Origin of the sequence: Actinomadura sp. WMMB 499 (assembly GCF_008824145.1) — a bacterium.
In the GTDB taxonomy this organism is placed as follows: Bacteria; Actinomycetota; Actinomycetes; order Streptosporangiales; family Streptosporangiaceae; genus Spirillospora.
The window spans coordinates 3,970,360-3,992,260 of the sequence record NZ_CP044407.1 but is presented as its reverse complement, the minus strand read 5'-3'; the positions used below and the strand labels follow the sequence as shown (position 1 = coordinate 3,992,260).

Genomic DNA, 21,901 nt, shown 5'->3' with positions numbered 1-21,901 from the left:
TCGTGTGATCGGGCGTCCCACAATTCTGGCACCCGCGACCCCCCTCGCGGGTTCGTCAAGTGAAGGGTACGCACCGATGAAGAGACGCCTGACGCGTGCGCTCGGCATGCTTCCCGCGGCGGTCCTGGCCGCGGGCGCCGCCCTGGCGCCGGCCGCGACGGCCTCGGCCGCCCCGCAGGCCCCCGAGAACCCCTACCAGCGGGGCCCGGCCCCGACCGAGCAGAGCATCGTCGCCGACCGGGGCTCGTTCGAGGTCGAGCGGATCAGCGTCGGCTCGTGGAGCGGGCCGGGCTTCAACAAGGGCACGATCTACGCGCCCAAGGACCGGAGCCAGGGGACGTTCGGCGCGATCGCCGTGTCGCCCGGATTCGTCTCCCCCGAGTACCTGATCTCCTGGTACGGGGAGCGGCTCGCGTCCCGCGGCTTCGTCGTCATGACGATCGAGACCACCACGCTGTACGACCAACCCGCCCAGCGCGGCGACCAGCTCCTCGCCGCGCTCGACTACGTCGTGAGCGACGACAGCCCGGTGCGCGACCGCGTCGACCCGAACCGGCTCGCCGTGATGGGCCACTCGATGGGCGGCGGCGGCACCCTGCACGCCGTCAAGGAGCGCAAGTCGCTGAAGGCCGCCGTCCCGCTCATGCCGTGGAACCTGTTCACCGACTGGGGCGACGTCCAGACCCCGACGATGATCATCGGCGCGCAGAACGACCTCATCGCGTCGGTCGGCCTGCACTCGGAGCCGTTCTACAACAGCCTCCGGTCCGCGCGGGAGAAGGCGTACCTGGAGATGGACGGCGCCGGGCACCTGGTCGCCAACAGCCCGAACGACACCATCGCCAAATACACGATCGCGTGGATGAAGCGGTACGTCGACAACGACACCCGCTACGAGCAGTTCCTCTGCCCGGCCCCGAGCCGCGACAGGAACATCTCCGAGTACCGGGACACCTGCCCCGGCAGCTGACGCGCGCACCCCGCTCCCGTCCCGCCCCGGCCCCGCAGCCCCGCCTACCCCACCACCCCGCACTTCCGGACGACCCGGCGGCCCGCCCAGGCCGCCGGGTCGTCCCGGCCGCGGGGGCGGCGTTTCCGTCGTCTCCGCACCAGGGGCTTCCAGGGAAGCCGCTCGCGTCCGGGAAAGAGTGATCTCCACTCCGGGGCGCGGGCGTAATTCTTCGTAAAGAAATCACCGGGTGCGTCCAGATCGCACGGGCGATCGACCCTCGGAAACTTGACGCGGCGGAAGTCGACTTCACCGGCGGGCTGCGAAATGGTCTCCCCCATGGATTCACGAATTCGCGGCAGCAGGGCGTCCGGTCCCACCGGATGGCTGCTCACCTTTCTCCACGCGCGGGAACGCGGCCTGCGCGCCCACACGGGCCCGGCGGCGGGTCCGGCGGAATGGCTGCTGGTGTTCCTGGAGGTCGAGAGCACCGAGCTGGCCGCCCGGCAGCAGCAGCGGCCCGCCACGCTGATCTCCCGCAGGGGCAAGGCCGAGGAGCAGTCCTTCGGGCGGCTCACCGCACGCAGCGCATAGAGCGGAAAGAAATGATCATCGAGATGCTTCTCGCCGCGCTGATCGGCGGCGCCATCGGAATCGCCGAACTGGTCGCGCGCTACCGCGACAAACCGTTCGCGGCGCTGCTGTCCCCCGGCGGGCTCCTGTTCGCCTTCGTCAACGTCAGCGCGTCCGTCGTCGCGCTCATCGTGGTCACGGCGGCCGGATGGACGTTCGGGCTGCCGGCGACGATGCCCGAGTCCGCGCTCGTCGTCGTGCGGGTGATGGCGGCCGGGCTCGGCTCCGCCGCCGTGCTGCGCATGTCGATCTGCCCGGCCCAGGGCAGGGCCGCCGGCACCGGCCCCATCGCCGTCCTGAACGGCATCCTGCGGATCGCCGACGGCGAGCTGGAGCGCAAGCGCGCGCTCAGCCGGCTGTCGCACAACGACCTGTCGGGGCTGTCGTTCGAGCGCGACCACGCGGCCCTCGCCGAGCTGTGCTGCCACCTGATGCGCGAGTTCGACCTGGCCGAGGCGCAGCGGCTCGGCGGGCTCGCCGCCGAGCTGAGCACCCGCGACGACCTCACCGACGCCGACAAGCTCGACTGCTGGGGCCTGGAGCTGACCCGGCTGGTCGGCGAGCGGGCCCTCCGCCAGGCCGCCCGGCGGCTGCGGGACCGGCCCCGCGAGGAGCCGCGCCCGGTCGCCGCCGAGCCGGAGCGTCCCGCCGCCCCCGCGCCCGAGCACGAGTACGCGATGGAGCCCGCGGGCGCCGGGCAGATCCGCCCGCCGTCCAAGACCGCGCCGGCCAAGCCGGCGGCGGCCAAGAGCGCCCCCGCCAAGACCTCCCGGCTCGCCTCCGGCACCGGCGGACGGACGGAGCGCAAGTCGTTCAGCGACGTCTGAGCCGCCGTGAAAATGCCGGTGCACCCGACCTCGGGCGCACCGGCATTTCGCGCCCCGGCCATTCGGGGCCCGGCTATTTGAGGCGGACGATCGACGGTGCGGCGGCGTCGGCCCCGTCGCGTTCCTCGAGGGCGGTCGCGATGCGGTGCAGCGCCTCGGCCATCGACACGAGCGCCTGCACCTGGGCGGCCGCCATGAGATTCGTCGGGGAGGGGTCCGCCGCCTGCGCCTCCGCCGCGGCGTCGCACGCCTGCTGGCTCCACCAATGCACCCGTACACCCTATTGAGCGGCACTTACCCGAGTACATCTCGCCGCGCGGGCGAATAGTAAATGAAAGGCTGCTGCCATGACCATCCGGCCGCCGGACGCGGATCCGCACGCCGATCATCCGCGATGGGCCGTGAAACCGCTGCGCCAGCTCACCACGCGGGAACTCGCGGAGGCGCTCGAATATCTGGAAAGGAACCGTCCGGACGACGAGGTGCTGGGCCGCGCCCTGGCCGGCGAGTTCGCCCGCCGGACCGCCGCCGAGTACCACCGCACCGCCGACCGCGCCCTGCCCGGCATGCCCCGCCCGACCACGTGACACCCGGCGCGCGGGCGTCGCGGGCGCCCGTGCTAGGCAGGTGGCATGGGACGTGACGTGCGGGTGCGCCGGGTCTACGAACCGGCGGCCGAGGAGGACGGCAAGCGGGTGCTCGTGGACCGGGTGTGGCCGCGGGGCCTGTCGAAGGACGAGGCGCGGCTCGACGCGTGGGCGAAGGACGTCGCGCCCTCGACGGAACTGCGCAAATGGTACGGGCACGATCCGGACCGGTTCGCCGAGTTCGAGCGCCGCTACCGGGACGAACTCGCCGAGCCGGAGCGCGCGGCGGCCCTCGACCGGCTCCGCGACCTGGCCGCGACCGGCACCGTCACGCTGCTGACCGCGACGAGGGACGCGGCGCGCAGTCAGGCCGCGGTTCTGGCGGATCGCCTGCGCTAGCACGGGGGACCACCCGCCGGGTCAGGTGGATCATTGTGGGGGGCGACCCCCCACACCCCCCGGCAAAGGCAGCCGCCTGCCCGTCGGCCTCCACTCCGCTGGCGCTCCGCTCCGGCCGCCGGTCAGGTGGATCATTGTGGGGGGCGACCCCCCACACCCCCCGGCAAAGGCAGCCGCCTGCCCGTCGGCCTCCACTCCGCTGGCGCTCCGCTCCGGCCGCCGGTCAGGCGGCGGCCGAGCCGCTGCGCGGGCGCCTCGATCCAGCGCTGGGACGCCCAGCTGACGGCGAGCAGCACGGCCAGGAACAGCAGCAGGCCGGGCAGGTCGTCCCGGCCGCCGAACCCGAGGAACTGGACGGCCACCGCCAGCAGCAGCGGATGCACCAGGTACACCGAGTAGCTGACGGTGCCGAGGCCGGTGGCCCAGCGCGGGAACGTCCGGTCGCGCAGCAGCCACGCCATCGCGAAGGTCAGCGCGGCGAGCAGCACCGACCCCGACCACAGGAGCTGGTCGCGGCCCGAGCCCGGTCCGGTGTGCCAGGCCCCGGCGGTGAGGGCGCACAGGCACACGACCGCCGCCGCGGCCCCGGCCGTCCGGCGCCGGATCTGCCCGTGCTCCGCCCGGTACACGACCGTCCCGGTGAACATGACCGCGAGCATCGCCAGGCCCTCCCACGCCTCGACCCGCCCGTTCACCGCGACCAGCAGCGCGGCCACGGCCCCGCCCAGGACGCCGCCCGCGACCCGCGCCGCGCGGCGCCCGGACATCGCCGCGGCCAGCGCCGCCAGCAGCGCGAGGGCCGCCACCGCGGTGACCGGGCCCGTCCCGGCCGAGCGGGACAGCAGCGCCGTCGGCAGCAGCCCGCCCGCCAGCAGCGCGGCGGCGGCGAGCCCGGCGGCCACCGGCGCCGAGCGCCGGTGGCCGCCCGTCACGAACAGCGCGACGATCAGCAGGTAGAACACCATCTCGTAGGACAGCGTCCACAGCACGTTGATCGCGTTCGGGACGCCCATGACGTCCTGCAGCATCGTCACGTGCGCCACCACGGCCGTCACGGGGTCGTACTGCTCCAGCCCGGCGCGCAGCCCGCGCGCGCCGAGCAGGAACGGCGTGACGGCCAGCAGTCCCACGACGGCCAGCAGGGGGTAGATGCGGAAGAACCGGCCGATCCAGAACCCCCGGACGCTGCCCCGGCGCTCCAGCGACGCGGGCACGATGTACCCGCTGACGAGGAAGAACACCAGGACGCCGAAGGTGCCGGGGTCGAACCAGTCGGCCGTCCGCGCGTGCACGGTCGGGAAGTAGACGTAGCCCGCGTGGTGCAGCGCCACCGCGAGCGCCGCCAGCCCGCGCAGCGCGTCCAGCCACCCCAGTCTGGTCATTACGGGGGATTCACCCACAGAGGGGAGCATTTCGACAGAGTAGGTCAAGGTGGCATCCGGGATCTCCTCGATCGTCGAATCACCGTCGAATCACCGCCCGGTCGCGGGAGGCGTCAGAGCGACTTCCAGAACGCGCAGTTGCTCGTCTCGGCCGTGTCGACCGCCCGGATGCCGCCCTTGCCCGGTGCGAGCGACAGGACGTCGTCGCTCCCCCGGAAGCGCTGCCACCACGGTGCGCCGTGCGCCCACGGGCGCCCGTACCGGGCGAACGACGTCCAGTAGCCGACCATCGCGTCCGACAGCCGCTCCTGCTCCGCGTTCAGCGGCGCGCCGAACAGGTTCGGGAAGAGGTACGGCAGCTCGGACGCGTGCGCCGCGCCCTCGTCGAAGCCGGGCGTGTCGACCAGCGGCGGCGCCCCCCGGTCGGCGAACTGGTAGGCGTACACCGGCACGCGCGCGTCCCGCAGCGCCGCGAACGCGTCCTGGTGCTGACACGTCGACAGCCCGCCGCCGAAGTGGGTCTGCATCGTGGCGAGCGCGATGCGCGGGTCGTCGCCCGCCGGGTACCGCGCGAGGACGGCGTCCGCGTCCGTCCCGTACCGGGCGCGCACGATCGCCTCGTACCGCTCCGCGGTGATCGGCTCCGGGAACTCCGGGCCGATGTACACGCGCAGCTCGTCCAGCGTGTTGCCGTGCATGACCGGGACGCGGTTGAAGCGGCCCCGCTCGATCGCGGCGGGCGGCTGCAGCGGCATGACGCGGTCGGCGCCGGTGACGGGTGCGGGGTCCTGGTTCCCGGCGGACGCCTCCAGCAGCTTCTGGACGGGCACATCCCGCAGGCAGCGGGCGACGGCCTCGTCCGTGCCCTCGCAGCCGACCGCCGCGGCGACGTCCCGTCCCTCGGCCTCGGCGCTCTCCTCGGTGTGGAAGTTCGACGCGCAGCTCCCGCTCTGCGGGATCGCCTTGTCGAACAGCCCGGCGGCCGTGGGGGACACGAGGTTGGCGCAGGTGTCCATCGACCCGGCGGACTCGCCGAACAGTGTCACGTTGCGCGGGTCGCCGCCGAAGGCGCGGATGTTGCGCTGCACCCAGCGCAGCGCCGCCTGCTGGTCGAGCAGCCCGAAGTTGCCCGACTGCAGGCGCCGTCCGTCCAGTCCCGGATGGGCGAGCCAGCCGAGCGGCCCGAGCCGGTAGTTGAGGGTCACCACGACGACGTCGCCCTGGACGGCGAGCTTCGACGCGTCGTACGTCCCGCCCGTCCCGGTCGTGTTGCCGCCGCCGTGGACCCACACCATCACCGGGCGCTTCTTCCACGACCGGCCGGTCGGCGTCGTGACGTTGAGGTAGAGGCAGTCCTCGTTGTACGAGGGCTGGCCGCCGTACTCGGGGGCGGGCTGGGCGCACACGCCCCGCGGGTGCGTCGCGTCGTACACGCCCTTCCAGCGCTCCGCGGCCCGCGGTTCCCGCCACCGCAGGTCGCCGGTCGGCGGCTGCGCGAACGGGATCCCCTCGAACGTCCGGTGGCCGTCGTGGACCGCGCCGCGCACGGACCCCTTGTCCGTCCGGACGACGTCGCCGGACGCGCGCGGCGCGGCCGCGGACGCGGCCGGCGCGGCGACGAGCGCCCCGGCCGCGAGCAGCCCGGCCGCCGCCATGGCGGCCGCGAGCCGGGCGGGCGTGCGCCGGGCGGACGGGGGTGGTGCGGACGCGGGCGGTGCGGTGCCAGTAGCGGTAACCCTCATCGGGCTCCTTCCGAAGGTGTGCGACGGCCCCCGACGATCTCCGAAGAGAATTAGAAAGCAATTCTAGAATCGACGCAAGACCCGGATATGAACGCGACGGGCCGGCCACCGTTCACCGGCTCGGCCGGAGCGTGGCGCGCGGGTCGGCGGCGCATGCCCGGATGTGGCCGCGAGGATTGTGCCAGTGTTCACTGGCTTGGTTGAATCGCGGGACCGACGCCCGTCGCATCCCGGAGGGAACCGGCCGATGAGAACGTCTCCTGTTCGTCCCGCGGTCTCCGCCGCCGCCGCGCTCGCCGCCGTGCTGCTCGCCGCGCCGGTCGCGCCCGCCGTGGCGGCCGAGCCGCCGCCGCTGCGCGCGGCCCCCACCCCGCTGCTCTGGCCGCAGAGCGGGCTCGAGTCGGTGTCGGCGACCGGTCCGGACGACGTGTGGGCGGCCGGCTACCAGGGACGCCAGCGGTACTGGGTGGCCGTCGAGGGGTTCGGCGGGTGGTGGGTCAACGTCCTGCCCCCGAAGGCCGTCGTGACCCGGTGGAACGGGACGAGCTGGCAGACGCACGACATCCCGGGCACGGGAGGCGACGCCGCCGCGACGGACATCGACGCCGGATCGCCGTCCAACGTGTGGGTCACGGGCGCGCGGAAACCGCTCCGGGACCTCACCGAGCACGAGCCGTTCCTGTCCCGCTGGGACGGCGCGCGCTGGCACGACGTCGCGCCGCCCGAGGGGTGCTGGCCGCGAAGCCCGGAGGCGGACGCGACCGGGACCTGGATCGCGTGCGGCACCACCGTCCACCGGTGGGAGGGCGGCGCGTGGACGGAGTACGACGCGGGCGCCCACGACAACTGCTGCATCGCCGTCAACGACATCTCCGCGCTGCCCGAAGGCCCGGCGTGGGCCGCCACGACCTGGGGGCTCGTCCGCTGGGACGGGCAGGCGTGGAGTGAGGTCGCCGAGCTGCCCGAGGACGTCTTCTGGAACGAGGTTCTAGCCGTTTCGGCCGACGAGGTGTGGGCGACCGGCACCGCGCCCCGCGAGGACGGGAGCGGGTGGCGGGACCGGGTGCTCTACCGGTGGGACGGCCGGACCTGGAGCGAGGGCCCCGCGACACCGTCCAACGAGAAGCTGCTGCGGACCGGGGACGGGACGATCTGGGCCGTGCAGACCACCTTCGGCGGCGGCCGGTACCGGCTCGACGGCGACGCCTGGACGGAGGTCGAGGTGCCGGTGCCCGGCGACGGGGAGATCACCGGCGCGACGTCCGTCCCCGGCTCGCCGTCCCTGTGGATGGTCGGCAGGACGGAGAACGTGCCGCTGGTCTACCGCAACGGCTGACACGGCACCGGCCGGTGCCGCACCGACCGATACGGCACCGGCCGAGTTCCTCCCGTTCCTCCTGCGGATCCCCCGCTCCTCCGGCTTCGATCATGGGCGCCCCATGCTTCCCCCGGCCCGCGTTTGGCGCGTGGTCCCCGGGTTAGTGCCCACTCGGGGAGCCTCGGGTCGGGCTGCGGGGAGGGGTGCGGATGACGGCCGTCGGGGGGCGGGCGGACGCGAGCGCCGAGGAGGCGCTGGCGCGGCACCGGATGGGCACCCGGATCGGGCACATCCTGGCGACCACCGACCACAAGATGGTCGGGTACCTCTACCTGGGCACGTCGTTCGTGATGTTCCTGGTCGCGGGGCTCCTCGCGATGCTGATGCGCGCGGAACTCCTCAAGCCCGGCTTGCAGGTCGTGGACGCGCAGCGCTACAACGAGCTGTTCACCATGCACGGCACGATCATGATGCTGCTGTTCGCGACGCCGCTGTTCGCCGGGTTCGCGAACGTGCTCGTGCCGCTGCAGATCGGCGCGCCCGACGTCGCGTTCCCGAGGATGAACGCGCTCACGTACTACATGTTCCTGTTCGGCGCGCTGATCGTCCTCGGCGGCTTCATCGTGCCGGGCGGCGCGGCGGCGTTCGGCTGGTTCTCCTACCACCCGCTGGCCGACAACACCTACTCGCCCGGCACCGGCGGCGACCTGTGGGTCGCGGGGCTCATCCTGTCCGGGGCCGGGACGGTCCTGACGGGCGTCAACATCATCACGACGATCGTTACGATGCGCGCCCCCGGCATGGTGATGTTCCGGATGCCGATCTTCACCTGGAACGTCCTGCTCACCAGCGTCATGGTGCTGATCGCGTTCCCGGTCCTGGCGGCGGCGCTGTTCGCGATGCTCGCCGACCGCAGGATCGGCACCCACGTCTACGACTCGCCGCACGGCGCGCTGCTGTGGCAGCACCTGTTCTGGTTCTTCGGGCATCCCGAGGTGTACATCGTGGCGCTGCCGTTCTTCGGCATCATCACCGAGATCCTCCCGGTGTTCGCGCGCAAACCGCTCTTCGCGTACCTGGGGATGGTGGCGGCGACCATCGCGATCACCGGGCTGTCCATGACGGTGTGGGCGCACCACATGTTCGCCACCGGCGGCATCCTGCTGCCGTTCTTCGCCATCACCTCCTTCATGATCGCCGTGCCGACCGGGATCAAGTTCTTCAACTGGATCGGCACGATCTGGAAGGGGCAGCTGTCGTTCGAGACGCCGATGCTGTTCGCGCTCGGCTTCCTGGCGACGTTCCTGTTCGGCGGCCTGACCGGGGTGATCCTCGCGTCCCCGCCGATGGACTTCCACCTCACCGACTCCTACTTCGTCGTCGGCCACCTGCACTACGTGCTGTTCGGCACGGTCGTCTTCGCGATGTTCGGCGGCTTCTACTTCTGGTGGCCGAAGATGACCGGCCGGAAGCTGAACGAGACCTGGGGCAGGATCCACTTCTGGACGCTCTTCGCCGGGTTCCACACGACGTTCCTCGTCCACCACTGGGTCGGCGCCGAGGGCCTCCCGCGCCGGTACGCCACGTACGCCGACGCGTTCACGACGCTGAACGCGGTGTCGTCCATCGGCTCGTTCGTCCTCGGCGCGTCCACGTTCGCGTTCCTGTGGAACATCTGGCGGACGCACCGGCGGGCCCCCAAGGTCGGCGTGGACGACCCGTGGGGTTACGGCAACTCGCTGGAGTGGGCGACGTCGTGCCCGCCGCCCCGCCACAACTTCACGGCGATGCCGCGCATCCGGTCCATCCGCCCCGCCTTCGACCTGCACCACCCGCCGCTGGAGACGCCGCAGTGGGCCGAGCTGGGCACCCCGCCGCCGTCCCCGCCGTCCGGGCGCTGAGGGGGGTGCGGTCATGGGACTGTCCCAGCGGGAGGAACTGCTGCTGCGCCTCATCGACGCCGGTCTGGAGCGGGACGACCCGGCCCTGGCCCGGCGGCTCGCGACCTTCGTCCCCGACGCCCCGGACGCCCCGGACGGCGTGGAGCGCGTGGAGCGCGCGGAGCCGGGGGTGTCGTGGCGTCCGCCCCGATCGGCGATCGTCATCGCGTCCATGGCGCTGGCCGCCGCGGTCGTCCTGCTGGCCCTGGTGATGCTGTCGGTCCGCCCGCCGTGCGAGCGGGCGGCCACCGTGCCGGCGGCGACCCCGGCCGCCGGGGCGGCGCCCGGCGCCGCGGCGCCCCACACCGCCGGCACCTGCTGACCACCTGTTTCAGTCCCGCTCGTGGTGGAAGGTCCCGAGCGGCTGACCTGGGAATAGGGGTTCTGTCGTAAAGGGGAGGAAGGCCATGCACATCCTGCGGCTGTGCTCGGTGTACGAACCCCCGCCCTCGGCACTGCTGGGGCGCGGCGTCCGGTTCGACCCCATGGGCGGCATGCAGATCCACGCGGCGAAGCTGAGCGGGGCGCTGGACGGGCTCGGCGTGCGGCAGACCGTCGTGACCACCCGGCCACCGGACGCGCCCGCGCTCGCCCGGCTGGGCCGGCACGGGCGCGTCGTCCGGCTCGGGCTGCCGGTCGCGGCGGCGCGGCAGGGGTACGGCGCGGCGGCGTGGCTGCGGGCGCCGGGGCTGGCGGACGGCCTCGACCTCGTGCACGCGCACCTCGGCGAGGACCGGTCGGTGCTGCCCGCCGCCCGGCACGTCGCCGCGCACGCGCGGGCGCCGCTCGTGGTGACCGTGCATCGAGGCGCGCCCCGGCCCGGCGGTTCGTGGCCGGCCGGGACGCTCGGCGCCCGGCTGGAGCGGCACGTGCTCGGCGGCGCGGACGCGGTGATCGCGCTGACCGAGGGGATGCGGGACGAGCTCGCGAAGGACGGCGTCCCGGGCGAGCGCCTGCACGTCGTGCCGTCCGGCATCGGCGCCGGGTTCCTCGCCGAGCTCGGCACGCCGGAACTGGGCGAACCGGTCATGCCGGAGCGGATCCCCACGCCCCGCATCGGGTACGTCGGGCGGCTGGCCCGGCGCAAGGGCGTGGACGTGCTGCTGCGGGCGTTCGCGCTGCTGCGGGACCGGACGGACGCGCACCTCGTGATCGTCGGCGACGGCCCGGAGCGGTCCGCGCTGCAGCGGCTCGCGGCCCGGCTCCGCATCGACGGCCGCACGCACTTCCTCGGGTTCGTCCCGCACGAGTACGTCCCGCGCGTGCTGCGCGAGCTGAACGTCCTGGCGCTGCCGGCGCGGCACGGGGGGCTGGGGACGGTGCTGCCGGAGGCGATGCACTCGCGCGTCCCGGTCGTGGCGAGCCGGACGGGCGGCGTCCCCGAACTCGTCGAGCACCGCCGCACCGGCCTGCTCGTCTCCCCGGACAACCCGGAGGAGCTGGCCGCCGCGCTGCGCGAGCTGCTGGAGTCCCGGGCGCTCGCGCGGGCCGTCACGGTCGCGGCGCGCCGCCGCGTGAACGAGCGCACCTGGGACCGGCTCGTCCACCGCGTGATGGAGGTGTACGAGGGCGTCGTGCCCCTCCCCGTCCCGGAGCGGACGGACGAGCGGACGGGCGAGCGGACGGGCGGGCGCGAGCCCGCGGCGGCGGCCGACACGGCGGCGGACCTCGGCTGAGCCCGCCGCGGCCGTCCGCGCGCGCGGAGGAAAGACGAACGGCGGGTACGCGGCGGCCGGGCTGCGCATAGGTTGTGCGGCATGAACGTGGTCATCGCGGTGGTCGCGACGCTGCTGCTGACGTGGGGGCCGGTGCTGCTGTGGCGGCGCCGCCGGGGGACGGGCGGCGACCTCACCGGTCCCGCGCGGCGCGCGACGTTCGAGACGCTGCACACCGCGTCGCGGGCGGCGCCCGCGTTCCGGGCGGGGCTCACCGAGCAGGGCGCGCAGAAGGCCGCGCGGCACCTGCGGGCGCTGCTCGGCTGCCCCGGCTTCGCGATCACCGACGGGGAGCGGCTGCTGGCCTGGGACGGGGCCGCCGAGCACCACGCCGGGGAGGTGATCGGGCACGCCGGGGTGACGCTCGGGAACGGGCGCACGCAGGTCCACGACGTCGCCTGCGAGCGGCTCGACTGCCCGATCCGGCGCGCCGTCGTCGTCCCGCTGGCCACCGACGACCGGGTGATCGGGACGCTCGCCGCGTACGGGGAGGACGTCCCGGCGGGGCTGATCCGGGCGGCCGAGGAGGTCGCGCAGTGGGTGGAGGCCCAGCTGGAGCTGGCCGAGCTGGACCGCTCCCGGACGCGGTTGATGGAGGCGGAGATGCGGGCGCTGCGGGCCCAGATCTCCCCGCACTTCATCTACAACTCGCTGACGACGATCGCGTCGTTCGTCCGCAGCGACCCAGAGCGCGCGCGGGAACTGCTGCTGGAGTTCGCCGACTTCACCCGGTACTCGTTCCGGCGGCACGGCGACTTCACGACCCTCGCGGAGGAGCTGCACTCCATCGACCAGTACCTCCTCCTGCAGCGGGCCAGGTTCGGGGAGCACCTGCGGGTGCGGCTCCGGGTCGCGCCCGAGGTGCTGCCCGTCGCCGTCCCGTTCCTGTGCCTGCAGCCGCTCGTCGAGAACGCCGTCCGGCACGGGCTGCAGGACCGGTCGGAGCCCGGCCTCATCACGATCGTCGCCGAGGACGCGGGCGCCGACTGCGTCATCGGCGTCGAGGACGACGGCGTCGGCATGGACCCCGAGGACGTGCGGCGGCTGCTGTCCGGCGGGGACCGGGGGGACCGCGGGGATCGCCCGCTCGGCGACGAGGCCGCCGGGATCGGGCTGGCCAACGTCGACGACCGGCTCCGCCAGGTGTACGGCGACGAGTACGGCCTCGCCGTCGAGACCGGGCCGGGCGCCGGGACGAAGGTGACGGTCCGGGTACCGAAGTACAAGCCGGGCGTCACCGCGTCCACGTCCTGACGTGTGGTGTCCTGGGGGCCGGGGGCGGCGGGCCGCGCGTCCGGCGGGCGCTTGACTTGCGGACGCCCGTTGACTGGAATGTGGCGCACGGCACAGGAAAGGACGGTGTTGTGGGCCTGCGTGTCCTGGCGGTGGACGACGAGGGTCCCGCGCTCGACGACCTCGTCCACCTGCTCAGCGCCGACTCGCGGATCGGCGAGATCCACACCGCGCGGGACGGCGCCGCCGCGCTGCGCCGGCTCGACCGATCGCTCGCCGAGAACCGCCCGATCGCGGCCGTGTTCCTCGACATCCGCATGCCCGGCCTGGACGGCACGGTGCTCGGCCGCGTCCTCGCGCAGTTCGCGCGCGCGCCGCACATCGTCTACGTCACCGCCTACGACGACCACGCCGTCGACGCGTTCGAGATCAAGGCGACCGACTACATCCTGAAGCCGGTCCGGCCCGAGCGGCTGCGGGAGGCGATCCGGCGGGTCATCGAGGGCAGCGAGGGCGCCGACGAGGGCGCCGAGGGCGGCGCGGACGCCGGTCCGGACCCCGGCGAGCCGGAGCCGATGCCCGTCGAGCTGGGCGGCGTGACCCGGTTCGTCACCCCGGCCGAGGTCCTGTACGTCGAGGCGCAGGGCGACTACGCCCGCCTGCACACCCAGGGCGGCAGCCACCTCGTCCGCATCCCGCTCGCCGCGCTGAAGGACCGGTGGCGCGGCGCCGGGTTCGTCCGGGTGCACCGCAGCCACCTCGTGGCCCTGTCGGCGATCAAGGAGCTGCGGCTCGACTCCGGCCGCTGCACGGTCATCGTCGGCGACACCGAGCTGCCGGTGAGCCGCCGGCACGTCCGCGAGCTGCGCGACCTGCTCGTCCGGCGGGCGAGGCGGGCCCCGTGACCCCCGCCGCCGGACGCCCCCCGCCCGACCCGCCCGACCGGTCCGGCGGGGCCGGTCCGTCCGGCGGGACCGGTTCGCCCCCGGCGGCCGGGCGGGTGCTCGTCACCGGGCCGCGCACCCGCGCCGCGCGCCGCCCCCGCTACCCCGTCACCCTGGAGATCGACGAGCAGACCGGGCTCGGCGAGGCGTACATGCGCTCGCTCGTGCGCGCCCAGCTGCGCCTCGCGGTCCGGCTCTGCGCCGTCCTCGCGCTCGTCGTGTTCGGCCTGCCCGCGCTGTTCGCGCTGGTCCCGCAGGCGCGCGAGCAGCAGCTGCTCGGGCTGCCGCTGCCGTGGGTCGTGCTCGCCGGGGCGATCTACCCGTGCTTCGTCCTGCTCGGCAAGCTGTACGTCCGGCTCGCCGAACGCAACGAGGACGACTTCGCCGAACTCGTCGACCGCGACCCGCGCGCCGTCCGCGACGCGCTCGCGACCGACCCGACCGGGCACGGCCTCCCGGCGCCGCGCCGGGCCGAACCGGACGCATGAGCACCGCGTACGGGCTCGCCGGGGTCGTCCTCGTCGTGCTCGCCACCGTCCTGATCGGCACGCTCGGGGTGCGGATCTCCCGCACGACGTCCGACTTCTACGTCGCGTCCCGGACGGTGACGCCGCTGCGGAACGCGTCCGCGATCGGCGGCGAGTACCTGTCGGCCGCGTCGTTCCTCGGCATCGCCGGGCTGATCCTCGCCAACGGCGCCGACATGCTGTGGCTCCCCGTCGGCTGGACGGGGGGCTACCTCGTCCTGCTCGTCCTGGTGTCGGCGCCGCTGCGCCGCTCCGGCGCGTACACGCTGCCCGACTTCGCCGAGGCGCGGCTGGAGTCGATGGCCGTGCGGCGCGCCGCGTCCGTCCTCGTCGTGCTGATCAGCTGGCTGTACCTGCTGCCGCAGTTCCAGAGCGCCGGGCTCGTGCTGCGCACCGTCGCGGGCGTGCCCGTGTGGACGGGCGGCGTCCTCATCGCCGCCGTCGTCGCGGTGAACGTGCTGGTCGGCGGCATGCGCAGCATCACGCTCGTCCAGGCGTTCCAGTACTGGCTGAAGCTGACCGCGCTCGCCGTGCCCATCGTGTTCCTGCTGCTCGCCTGGCGGCACGACGGCGCGCCCGGCGTGTCGTCGGACGCCCCGCCGCGGTTCCCCGAACGCACCACCGTCTCCGTCAGCACGGCCGTCACCGTGGACGTCACCGAACCCGTCCGGGTGACGGTGGACGGGCGCGTGGACGGGCGCTCGCACGACGGCGCGTCCCTCACGCTCGTCCGGGGGGCGCACCACATCGAGCAGAACACGACCGTCACGTTCCCCGGTGGTGCGAGCGTCCCGCACGTGAAGGGCGAGCCGGTGAAGAGCGACCGCGAATGGTCGATCCCCCTGGGCGGCGACCACTCCCTTTACGCCACGTACTCGCTCATCTTGGCGACGTTCCTCGGCACGATGGGGCTGCCGCACGTCCTGGTCCGCTTCTACACGAACCCGGACGGGCGCGCCGCGCGCCGCACGACCGTCATGGTGCTGTCGCTGCTCGGCGCGTTCTACCTGTTCCCCGCGCTGTACGGGGCGCTCGGCCGCCTCTACACCCCCGAGCTGCTGATGACCGGACGCACCGACGCGGTCGTCCTCACCCTGCCCGGACGGCTCGTCGGCGGGCTCGGCGGCGACCTCCTCGGCGCCCTCGTCACCGGCGGCGCCGTCGCCGCGTTCCTGTCCACCTCGTCGGGGATCACGGTGTCGGTCGCCGGGGTCCTCGCGCAGGACATCCTGCGCGGCGGCGTCCGCTCGTTCCGCGCCGGGACGCTGCTGGCCCTCGCCGTCCCGCTGGCGCTCGCCGTCGCGGCCCGCCACCTGTCGGTCGCCGACGTCGTCGGGCTCGCGTTCGCCGTCGCCGCGTCCACGTTCTGCCCGCTGCTGGTCCTCGGCGTCTGGTGGCGGCGCCTCACCGTCCCGGGCGCCCTCGCGGGCCTCGTCGCGGGCGGCGCGAGCGCCGGTACCGCCGTCGCCTGGACGATCGCCGCACCACCGGACGGGCTCGCGGGCGCGCTGCTCGCGCAACCTGCCGCGTGGACCGTCCCGCTCGCCTTCACCGTCATGATCGTCGTGTCGTGGTGCACGCCCCGGCGGGTGCCGCCGGGGACCGCGCGGATGATGGTGCGGCTGCACACGCCCGAGTCGCTGAACGTCGATCGCGGCACGTGGCGCCCGAAACGGGTGTGACCGGCGGCCCCCGGTCCCGGACGTCCGGGACCGGGGGCCGCTCGGCGCGCGGCCGGAGGCGGGCCGCCCGGCCGGTGCGGGCCGGCCCTCCCGGCCGCGCCTCGGGAGGGCCGGCGCGGTCAGCCGGTCGCCCGGGTGCGCAGCTCGTTCACCTTGCTCGCCGCCGCGCCGCCGGCGCCGTAGCCGCCGAGCGCGATGTACGTCTCGAAGGTGGCCTGGTTCTGTCCGGCGGGCGAGGGCAGCCCGGCCTGCCAGTCGAGCAGCGGCGAGAAGATCCCGCAGTCGGAGGCCGGCACCGCGAACGCGTCGTCCGCGGCCGTCGCGCTGATGATCATCGGGCTGCCGAGCGGGTCGGCCGGGTCGCCGGGGGACACCAGCTCGAGGGTCGACATGTCGGCGACCATGTTGAACTTGATCGGGTCGTCTTCGGCGCCGATGAAGCAGCGGTCGCCCAGCAGCAGGTTGATCGCGCGGATGCGCATGTGGACGCTCGCGTTCGGCAGGTTGAACGCGAAGCCGCCCGCGTACTGCGCCTCGACCTCCACCTTGAAGCCGGGCACGTCGTCGAGCCCGGGGACCGTCGGCAGGCCCACCAGCCCGAGCACGCCGCCCGGGATCTTCATCGGCGGCGCGACCATCTCGATCCGCTTGATCTCGTCGACGCCGCCGCCCTCGGGCGGGCCGCTCTGCGCGATGATCTTCATCGGCTCGGTGATCTCCTGGGTGAGACCGCCGAGCCGCATGGAGCCGCCGGCCACCGCCATCACCATGCAGCTCCAGGTGGCGGGGTCGGCCTCGGGCGGCAGTGGCGGGCACTCGTTCCGCAGGTCGAACTCGGGGGCGGGCGCCGCCGCGGGCGCGGCGGGCGTCGCGGGCGTCGCGGGCGCGGCCGACGCGGCGGGCGCGGCCGCCGCCAGGGCCAGGCCGAGGGACGCGGCCGTGGCCGCGGCCAGAGCCTTGAACGTGGAGGTCTTCACAGGGGGTTCTGCCATTTCCGCGGGGGTGGGGTGGGTGGTCCCGGGCCGTCCGTCCGGGACGGCCCGGGACCGTTGCATCAGGACGTTACGTACAGGGTCTGCGTGTACGTCGTGTTGGACGGGTTCACCTTGCCGAGCGCCTGGGCCAGGCCGTTGGCCGTGACGCCGGTCGGGCAGAGGAAGCCGCCGGACTTCAGGCCGAGGGAGGCGTTGTCCATCACGCCCTCGAACTCGCCGGTGACGTTGTTCGCGTTGTCGGGGTTGCGGGCGTTGAAGGTGAGGTCCGGGTGCGACGCGTCCAGCCCGTAGGTGCAGCTGATCAGCCCGAACGACGCCCGGATGGCCAGATCCGGGTCGGTGAAGACCAGGGCGCCGTCGTAGCCGCCGGACGGGCCGTAGGTGAGCTGCCCGTCGGTGTAGGGCAGGTTGAGGAAGGACACGGTCGCGCTGCCGAGGCTGCTGGTGCACCCGGTGGCGCTCGCGCTGTCGAGCGATCCGGTGCCGTTCGACTGGATCGTTCCGCGCAGGTCCGCGCCGCTGCAGGACGCGGTGAAGCCGGAGGCGCTAAAGGTCAGGTCGCCCACGTTGGTGATCTGGTAGGCACCCGAGTAGACGGCCCCGGTGGCGTTGTCGCGGCGGACGGTGGTGGTGGCGGCCGACGCCGAGGTGGCGAGCAGGCCGACGGTCGCGGTCGCGGCGATCAGGGGGATGGAGAGGCGGGCGGGAGTCTTCACGTTCCCTCCGAGGGGTGGGGTGGGATGTTCCGCGCGAGCCGGGCGACCCGAAGTGATCACTGCGCCGGCCGGGTGCGCCTCGCGCGCGGCCCCCGAAGAGTCCCGACCTGGCGGGCCGGGTGTAAGTAATTAATTACGTATGCGAGCCCGGATCAAGATCTCCACGTGGCCGTGTGCGGCCACCGCCCCGCGACCGGCGGGGCGCACCCACCGACCGTTCATCGCGCGAAACCGTCCGCTCACCGACGGCACCTGTAGATCGTCGCGGACGGGCGGCGCTCCGCCGCACCCCGTCCCGGTTCCCCTCGCACCGGCCCGGACCGCTCCCTACGCTGCGCGTGACCGGCGTCACAACACAGGAGGGGTGGTCGTGTCCGACGAAAAACGCGCCACCGGCACCGTCTATGAACGGTTCCAGGCCAGCGACGAGTTCCAGGAGCTGAAGCGCAGATTCCGCCGCTTCGTGTTCCCCATGACCGCCGCGTTCCTCGTCTGGTACCTGCTGTACGTCGTGCTGTCCGGGTGGGCGCGCGACTTCATGGGCGTCAAGCTGTTCAGCTCCGCCAACATCGCGCTCATCTTCGGGTTGCTGCAGTTCGTCTCGACCTTCGCCATCGCGTGGCTGTACTCGCGGCACGCCGAGCGCAAGCTCGACGCGCTCGCCGACAGGGTCCGCGCCGGGGTCGAGGCCGAGGTGGCCACCGGGCGCCCCCAGGTCCCCGCGGACGGGGCCCCGGCGAAGGCGGCGGGGGACGAGGACCGGGGTAACGGAGACCTCGGGAAGGCGGAGGACACCCGATGAGCCACGAGACACTGTCGATCCTGCTGTTCCTGACGTTCGTCGCCGCCACCCTCGCGATCACCGTCTGGGCCAGCCGGAACACCAAGGACGCCACCGACTACTACGCGGGCGGCCGGTCCTTCTCCGGCGTCCAGAACGGCCTCGCGATCGGCGGCGACTACATGTCCGCCGCGTCGTTCCTCGGCATCGCCGGCCTCATCGCCCTGTACGGCTACGACGGCTTCCTCTACTCGATCGGTTTCCTCGTCGCCTGGCTCGTCGCGCTGCTGCTCGTCGCCGAGCTGCTGCGCAACTCGGGCCGCTTCACGATGGCGGACGTCCTGGCGTTCCGGATGAGCCCGCGTCCCGTCCGCACCGCCGCGGGCGTCTCCACCATCATCGTGTCGATCTTCTACCTGCTCGCGCAGATGGTCGGCGCGGGCGCCCTGGTGTCGCTGCTGTTCGGTTTCACCAGCGAGTTCGCCAAGGGCGCGACGATCGCGCTGGTCGGCGTCCTGATGATCGTCTACGTGGTGTTCGGCGGGATGAAGGGCACCACCTGGGTGCAGATCGTCAAGGCCGTCCTGCTGATGACCGGCGCCACGCTCGTCACGATCCTGGTGCTGGGCGAGTTCGGGTTCAACGTCCTCGGCCTCATGCAGGACGCCGCCGAGCAGAGCGGCAAGGGCGAGGCGTTCCTCGAGCCCGGCCTGCGGTACGGCACCGAGGAGCAGGGCCTGTCCGGCAAGCTCGACCTCGTCAGCCTCGGCCTCGCGCTCGTCCTCGGCACCGCCGGGCTGCCGCACATCCTGATCCGCTTCTACACCGTCCCGACCGCCCGCGACGCCCGCAAGTCCGTCCTCTGGGGCATCGGGATCATCGGCGCGTTCTACCTGATCACGCTCGTCCTCGGCTTCGGCGCCGCCGCGCTCGTCGGCAGCGAGGAGATCGCCGCGGCCAACCCGGCGGGCAACACCGCCGCACCGCAGCTCGCCGAACGGGTCGGCGAACTCGTCTTCGGGGACGTCGGCGGCACCATCCTGCTCGCGATCATCGCGGCCGTCGCGTTCGCCACGATCCTCGCGGTGGTCGCGGGCCTCACGCTGGCGTCGTCCTCGTCCTACGCCCACGACCTGTACGCCCACGTGTTCCGCAAGGGCAAGGCCACCGAGCGGGACGAGGTCCGCGTCGCCCGCATGTCCGCGTTCGTCATCGGCGCGGTCGCGATCGTCCTCGGGATCTTCGCGCAGCGGCTCAACGTCGCGTTCCTCGTCGCGCTCGCGTTCGCGGTCGCGGCGTCCGGCAACCTGCCCGCGATCCTCTACAGCCTGTTCTGGAAGCGGTTCAACACCGCCGGAGCCGTCTCCGCCATCTACGGCGGCCTCGGCGCGGCGCTGTTCCTGGTGTTCTTCTCCCCGGTCGTGTCGGGCTCGGACAAGGCCCTGTTCACCGATGCGAACTTCGACTGGTTCCCGCTGAGCAACCCGGGCCTGATCTCCATCCCGTTCGGCTTCTTCTGCGGCTGGCTCGGCACCGTCCTCAGCAAGGAGCACAACGCGGAGAAGTACGCCGAGATCGAGGTCCGATCCCTCACCGGCGCGGGCGCGGAACAGGCGTCCAAGGACTAGCCGACCCCGCACCGCGAAAGCCCCGCGCGGCGACCGTCGCCCGGCCCGCGCGGAACCGCGGCCCCGTCCCACCCCCGCAGGGACGGGGCCGCTCGCTTTTCCCCGCGCCTCCGCTAAGGTGAACATAAAAAGACAATACTGTTCATCAGGTGGCAGGTGGGAATGGCAGGCGCGGGACTCAAGGCGCTCCGGCCCGGTGATCCGCGGCGGATCGGGCCGTACCGGCTGCTGGCGCGGCTGGGCGCGGGCGGGATGGGCCAGGTCTACCTGGGCGGCTCGCGGGGCCACCGGCGGGTCGCGGTCAAGGTCGTGCACCCGCACTTCGCCGACGACGCGACGTTCCGGCGCCGGTTCGCCAAGGAGGTCGCGGCCGCACGGCGCGTCGGGGGCTACTACACGGCGCAGGTGGTGGACGCCGACACCGACGCGGACCCGCCGTGGCTGGTGACCGAGTACATCGCCGGGCCGTCGCTGCAGGACGCCGTCGACCGGAACGGCCCCCTGCCGGAGGCGTCGGTGGCGGCCCTCGGCGCCGGGCTCGCCGAGGGTCTGGACGCGATCCACCGGCAGCACGTCCTCCACCGGGACCTCAAGCCCGGGAACGTGCTGCTGGCCCAGGACGGTCCGCGGATCATCGACTTCGGCATCGCGCGGGCGATGGACGCGCCCTCGCAGAGCATGTCGCTGATGGGCACGCCCGGGTACATGTCGCCCGAGCAGTACGTCGGCCGCGACATCGGACCCAAGAGCGACGTGTTCTGCCTGGCCGCCGTGCTCGCCTACGCGGCCACCGGGCGCCACCCCTTCGGGGAGGGCCCGCCGGACGCCCTCGGCTACCGAGTCCGGCACGAGGAGCCGGACCTGTCCGGCGTCCCGGCGGCGCTGCGGCCGCTGATCGCGGACGGCCTGGCGAAGGACCCGGACGACCGCCCCACCGTCGCCGGGTTCCTGGAGCGCTGCCCCGCGCCGTCCACGGGGACGGGCACGGGAATGCCGATGCCCGAAGCGTTCACGACGCTGATCAACACGCGGGTCGCCGAAACCGAGTCCTTCGACGGGGGACCGTCCGGCGCCGGGGAGCGCCGCCCGCCCCGCCCGCCGAGGCCACCGCAGCCCCCGCGGCCACCGCGCGACCGGGCCGGAGGCGCGGGCCGGCCGCCTGCCCGGCCGCCGAACAGGCCCGCGACCGGGCCGTCGGCGGCGGTCAAGCGCGCCGCCGGACCCGCCGCGGCCGTGGGAGTGCTGCTGATCGCGCTGCTCGTCGCCCTCAGCGACCGGGACGCGAGCGGCGGCTCCGGCAACGCCGGGTCCTCGGCCTCGACCGCGAGCCCGTCCTCGACCCGGACGAGCGAGGGGACGAGCGGCACGAGCGGCGGCCTCGGGAGCACCCGGCGCCCGAGCCCGAGCCCGACCCCGGACCGGACGTACGAGGCGTTCGACGACATCTCGGTCGGGGACTGCCTGGACGCGTACCGGGACCCCTACGACTCCGACGACTGGAGCGAGAGCATGCCGAGCTCGGTCTCCTGCGGCCGGGACGACGCCTACCTGAAGGTGTACGCGATCAGGGACCGGTCGAGCGAGTGCGACGCCGAGTCGCTCGACGCGGAGTCCTGGTGGCGATCCCCCGCGCACGACGGGGACCGGATCTACCTGTGCGTGCGGCGGCAGTTCCAGAAGGGCGACTGCTTCCTGGGCAAGGAGGGGAGCGAGGAAGGCCGGGTCTCCGTCAACGGGCACGGGCTGATGACCTCGTGGGGATGCGGCAAGGACACCGTCCCGCGCGACTTCGACTACATCCTCCAGTACACCGGCTATTACGAGAGCCGCTGCCCGAGCGGCTCGCGGCGCTGGACCGACTTCCGCAAGGGCGTCCTCTGCGCCCGCATCGTCTGAAACGCAC

The 21,901-nt window shown here is 73.5% G+C and carries 21 protein-coding genes; 16 read left to right on the top strand and 5 right to left on the bottom strand.

Annotated features, from left to right (window positions below):
- The first annotated feature begins 76 nt into the window (after window positions 1-76).
- The 3 genes from F7P10_RS17410 (at window position 77) to F7P10_RS17400 (ending at window position 2,409) form a co-directional block, all read left to right on the top strand.
- Entirely contained in the window at window positions 77-970 is an 894-nt protein-coding gene (locus tag F7P10_RS17410) for an alpha/beta hydrolase (RefSeq protein ID WP_151010296.1), read from the top strand.
- 318 nt (window positions 971-1,288) lie between these two features.
- Complete coding sequence (locus F7P10_RS17405) at window positions 1,289-1,543, top strand: hypothetical protein (protein WP_151010295.1); 255 nt, start codon at window positions 1,289-1,291, stop codon at window positions 1,541-1,543.
- 11 nt (window positions 1,544-1,554) lie between these two features.
- Complete coding sequence (locus F7P10_RS17400; protein WP_151010294.1) at window positions 1,555-2,409, top strand: hypothetical protein; 855 nt, start codon at window positions 1,555-1,557, stop codon at window positions 2,407-2,409.
- 73 nt (window positions 2,410-2,482) lie between these two features.
- Here the strand turns inward: F7P10_RS17400 and F7P10_RS17395 are convergent, their stop codons facing one another.
- Window positions 2,483-2,680 (bottom strand): hypothetical protein, encoded by a 198-nt coding sequence (locus tag F7P10_RS17395; RefSeq protein ID WP_151010293.1) that lies wholly within the window; start codon window positions 2,678-2,680, stop codon window positions 2,483-2,485.
- A 76-nt stretch (window positions 2,681-2,756) separates the two neighbouring features.
- On the opposite strand from F7P10_RS17395, the gene F7P10_RS17390 reads away from it, so the two are divergent.
- Window positions 2,757-2,996: a hypothetical protein gene (locus F7P10_RS17390; RefSeq protein ID WP_151010292.1), complete on the top strand. Its 240-nt coding sequence runs from the start codon at window positions 2,757-2,759 to the stop codon at window positions 2,994-2,996.
- A gap of 45 nt (window positions 2,997-3,041) precedes the next feature.
- Window positions 3,042-3,395 carry a DUF488 domain-containing protein gene (locus tag F7P10_RS17385; RefSeq protein WP_151010291.1) on the top strand — a complete coding sequence of 118 codons (354 nt, stop codon included), beginning with the start codon at window positions 3,042-3,044 and terminating at the stop codon, window positions 3,393-3,395.
- Between the two features lie 131 nt (window positions 3,396-3,526).
- On the opposite strand, the gene F7P10_RS17380 is transcribed toward F7P10_RS17385, so the two are convergent.
- The gene (locus tag F7P10_RS17380; protein ID WP_254716664.1) at window positions 3,527-4,777 is read right to left on the bottom strand and encodes an acyltransferase; all 1,251 of its coding nucleotides are present in this window, start codon (window positions 4,775-4,777) and stop codon (window positions 3,527-3,529) included.
- A 113-nt stretch (window positions 4,778-4,890) separates the two neighbouring features.
- A complete protein-coding gene (locus tag F7P10_RS17375) occupies window positions 4,891-6,519 on the bottom strand; it encodes a carboxylesterase/lipase family protein (protein WP_151010290.1) in 1,629 nt (542 codons plus the stop codon).
- 247 nt (window positions 6,520-6,766) lie between these two features.
- Between F7P10_RS17375 and F7P10_RS17370 the strand changes: the two genes are divergently transcribed.
- The 8 genes from F7P10_RS17370 (at window position 6,767) to F7P10_RS17335 (ending at window position 15,878) form a co-directional block, all read left to right on the top strand.
- Window positions 6,767-7,855, top strand: coding sequence for a hypothetical protein (locus F7P10_RS17370; protein ID WP_151010289.1), 1,089 nt, complete (start codon window positions 6,767-6,769; stop codon window positions 7,853-7,855).
- Window positions 7,856-8,106: 251 nt separating this feature from the next.
- Complete coding sequence (ctaD, locus tag F7P10_RS17365) at window positions 8,107-9,738, top strand: cytochrome c oxidase subunit I (protein ID WP_254716775.1); 1,632 nt, start codon at window positions 8,107-8,109, stop codon at window positions 9,736-9,738.
- Window positions 9,739-9,751: 13 nt separating this feature from the next.
- Window positions 9,752-10,099 carry a DUF3040 domain-containing protein gene (locus F7P10_RS17360; protein WP_151010287.1) on the top strand — a complete coding sequence of 116 codons (348 nt, stop codon included), beginning with the start codon at window positions 9,752-9,754 and terminating at the stop codon, window positions 10,097-10,099.
- An 85-nt stretch (window positions 10,100-10,184) separates the two neighbouring features.
- A complete protein-coding gene (locus F7P10_RS17355) occupies window positions 10,185-11,453 on the top strand; it encodes a glycosyltransferase family 4 protein (RefSeq protein WP_151010286.1) in 1,269 nt (422 codons plus the stop codon).
- Between the two features lie 81 nt (window positions 11,454-11,534).
- Window positions 11,535-12,746 carry a sensor histidine kinase gene (locus tag F7P10_RS17350; protein WP_151010285.1) on the top strand — a complete coding sequence of 404 codons (1,212 nt, stop codon included), beginning with the start codon at window positions 11,535-11,537 and terminating at the stop codon, window positions 12,744-12,746.
- A 110-nt stretch (window positions 12,747-12,856) separates the two neighbouring features.
- Window positions 12,857-13,630, top strand: coding sequence for a LytTR family DNA-binding domain-containing protein (locus F7P10_RS17345; protein WP_254716663.1), 774 nt, complete (start codon window positions 12,857-12,859; stop codon window positions 13,628-13,630).
- On the top strand, window positions 13,627-14,157 hold the full coding sequence (locus F7P10_RS43340; protein WP_218040549.1) for a hypothetical protein: 531 nt from the start codon (window positions 13,627-13,629) through the stop codon (window positions 14,155-14,157). Before F7P10_RS17345 ends, F7P10_RS43340 begins: the two co-directional genes overlap by 4 nt.
- Window positions 14,154-15,878 (top strand): cation acetate symporter, encoded by a 1,725-nt coding sequence (locus F7P10_RS17335; protein WP_151010284.1) that lies wholly within the window; start codon window positions 14,154-14,156, stop codon window positions 15,876-15,878. Before F7P10_RS43340 ends, F7P10_RS17335 begins: the two co-directional genes overlap by 4 nt.
- Before the next feature lie 119 nt (window positions 15,879-15,997).
- Here F7P10_RS17335 and F7P10_RS42395 read toward each other — a convergent pair whose 3' ends face one another.
- Together F7P10_RS42395 and F7P10_RS17325 are read right to left on the bottom strand one after the other, a co-directional pair.
- Window positions 15,998-16,870: a hypothetical protein gene (locus F7P10_RS42395; RefSeq protein ID WP_176611512.1), complete on the bottom strand. Its 873-nt coding sequence runs from the start codon at window positions 16,868-16,870 to the stop codon at window positions 15,998-16,000.
- A gap of 62 nt (window positions 16,871-16,932) precedes the next feature.
- On the bottom strand, window positions 16,933-17,589 hold the full coding sequence (locus F7P10_RS17325) for a hypothetical protein (protein ID WP_151010283.1): 657 nt from the start codon (window positions 17,587-17,589) through the stop codon (window positions 16,933-16,935).
- A gap of 370 nt (window positions 17,590-17,959) precedes the next feature.
- Here F7P10_RS17325 and F7P10_RS44390 point away from each other — a divergent pair, with 370 nt between their 5' ends.
- From F7P10_RS44390 to F7P10_RS17310, 3 genes are all read left to right on the top strand, one after another.
- Window positions 17,960-18,391 carry a DUF485 domain-containing protein gene (locus F7P10_RS44390; protein ID WP_368077475.1) on the top strand — a complete coding sequence of 144 codons (432 nt, stop codon included), beginning with the start codon at window positions 17,960-17,962 and terminating at the stop codon, window positions 18,389-18,391.
- On the top strand, window positions 18,388-19,998 hold the full coding sequence (locus F7P10_RS17315) for a cation acetate symporter (RefSeq protein ID WP_151010281.1): 1,611 nt from the start codon (window positions 18,388-18,390) through the stop codon (window positions 19,996-19,998). The genes F7P10_RS44390 and F7P10_RS17315 overlap by 4 nt, the downstream gene beginning before the upstream one ends.
- 162 nt (window positions 19,999-20,160) lie before the next feature.
- Window positions 20,161-21,894, top strand: a complete 1,734-nt coding sequence (locus F7P10_RS17310) for a serine/threonine-protein kinase (protein WP_151010280.1) — start codon at window positions 20,161-20,163, stop codon at window positions 21,892-21,894.
- Window positions 21,895-21,901 lie beyond the last annotated feature (7 nt).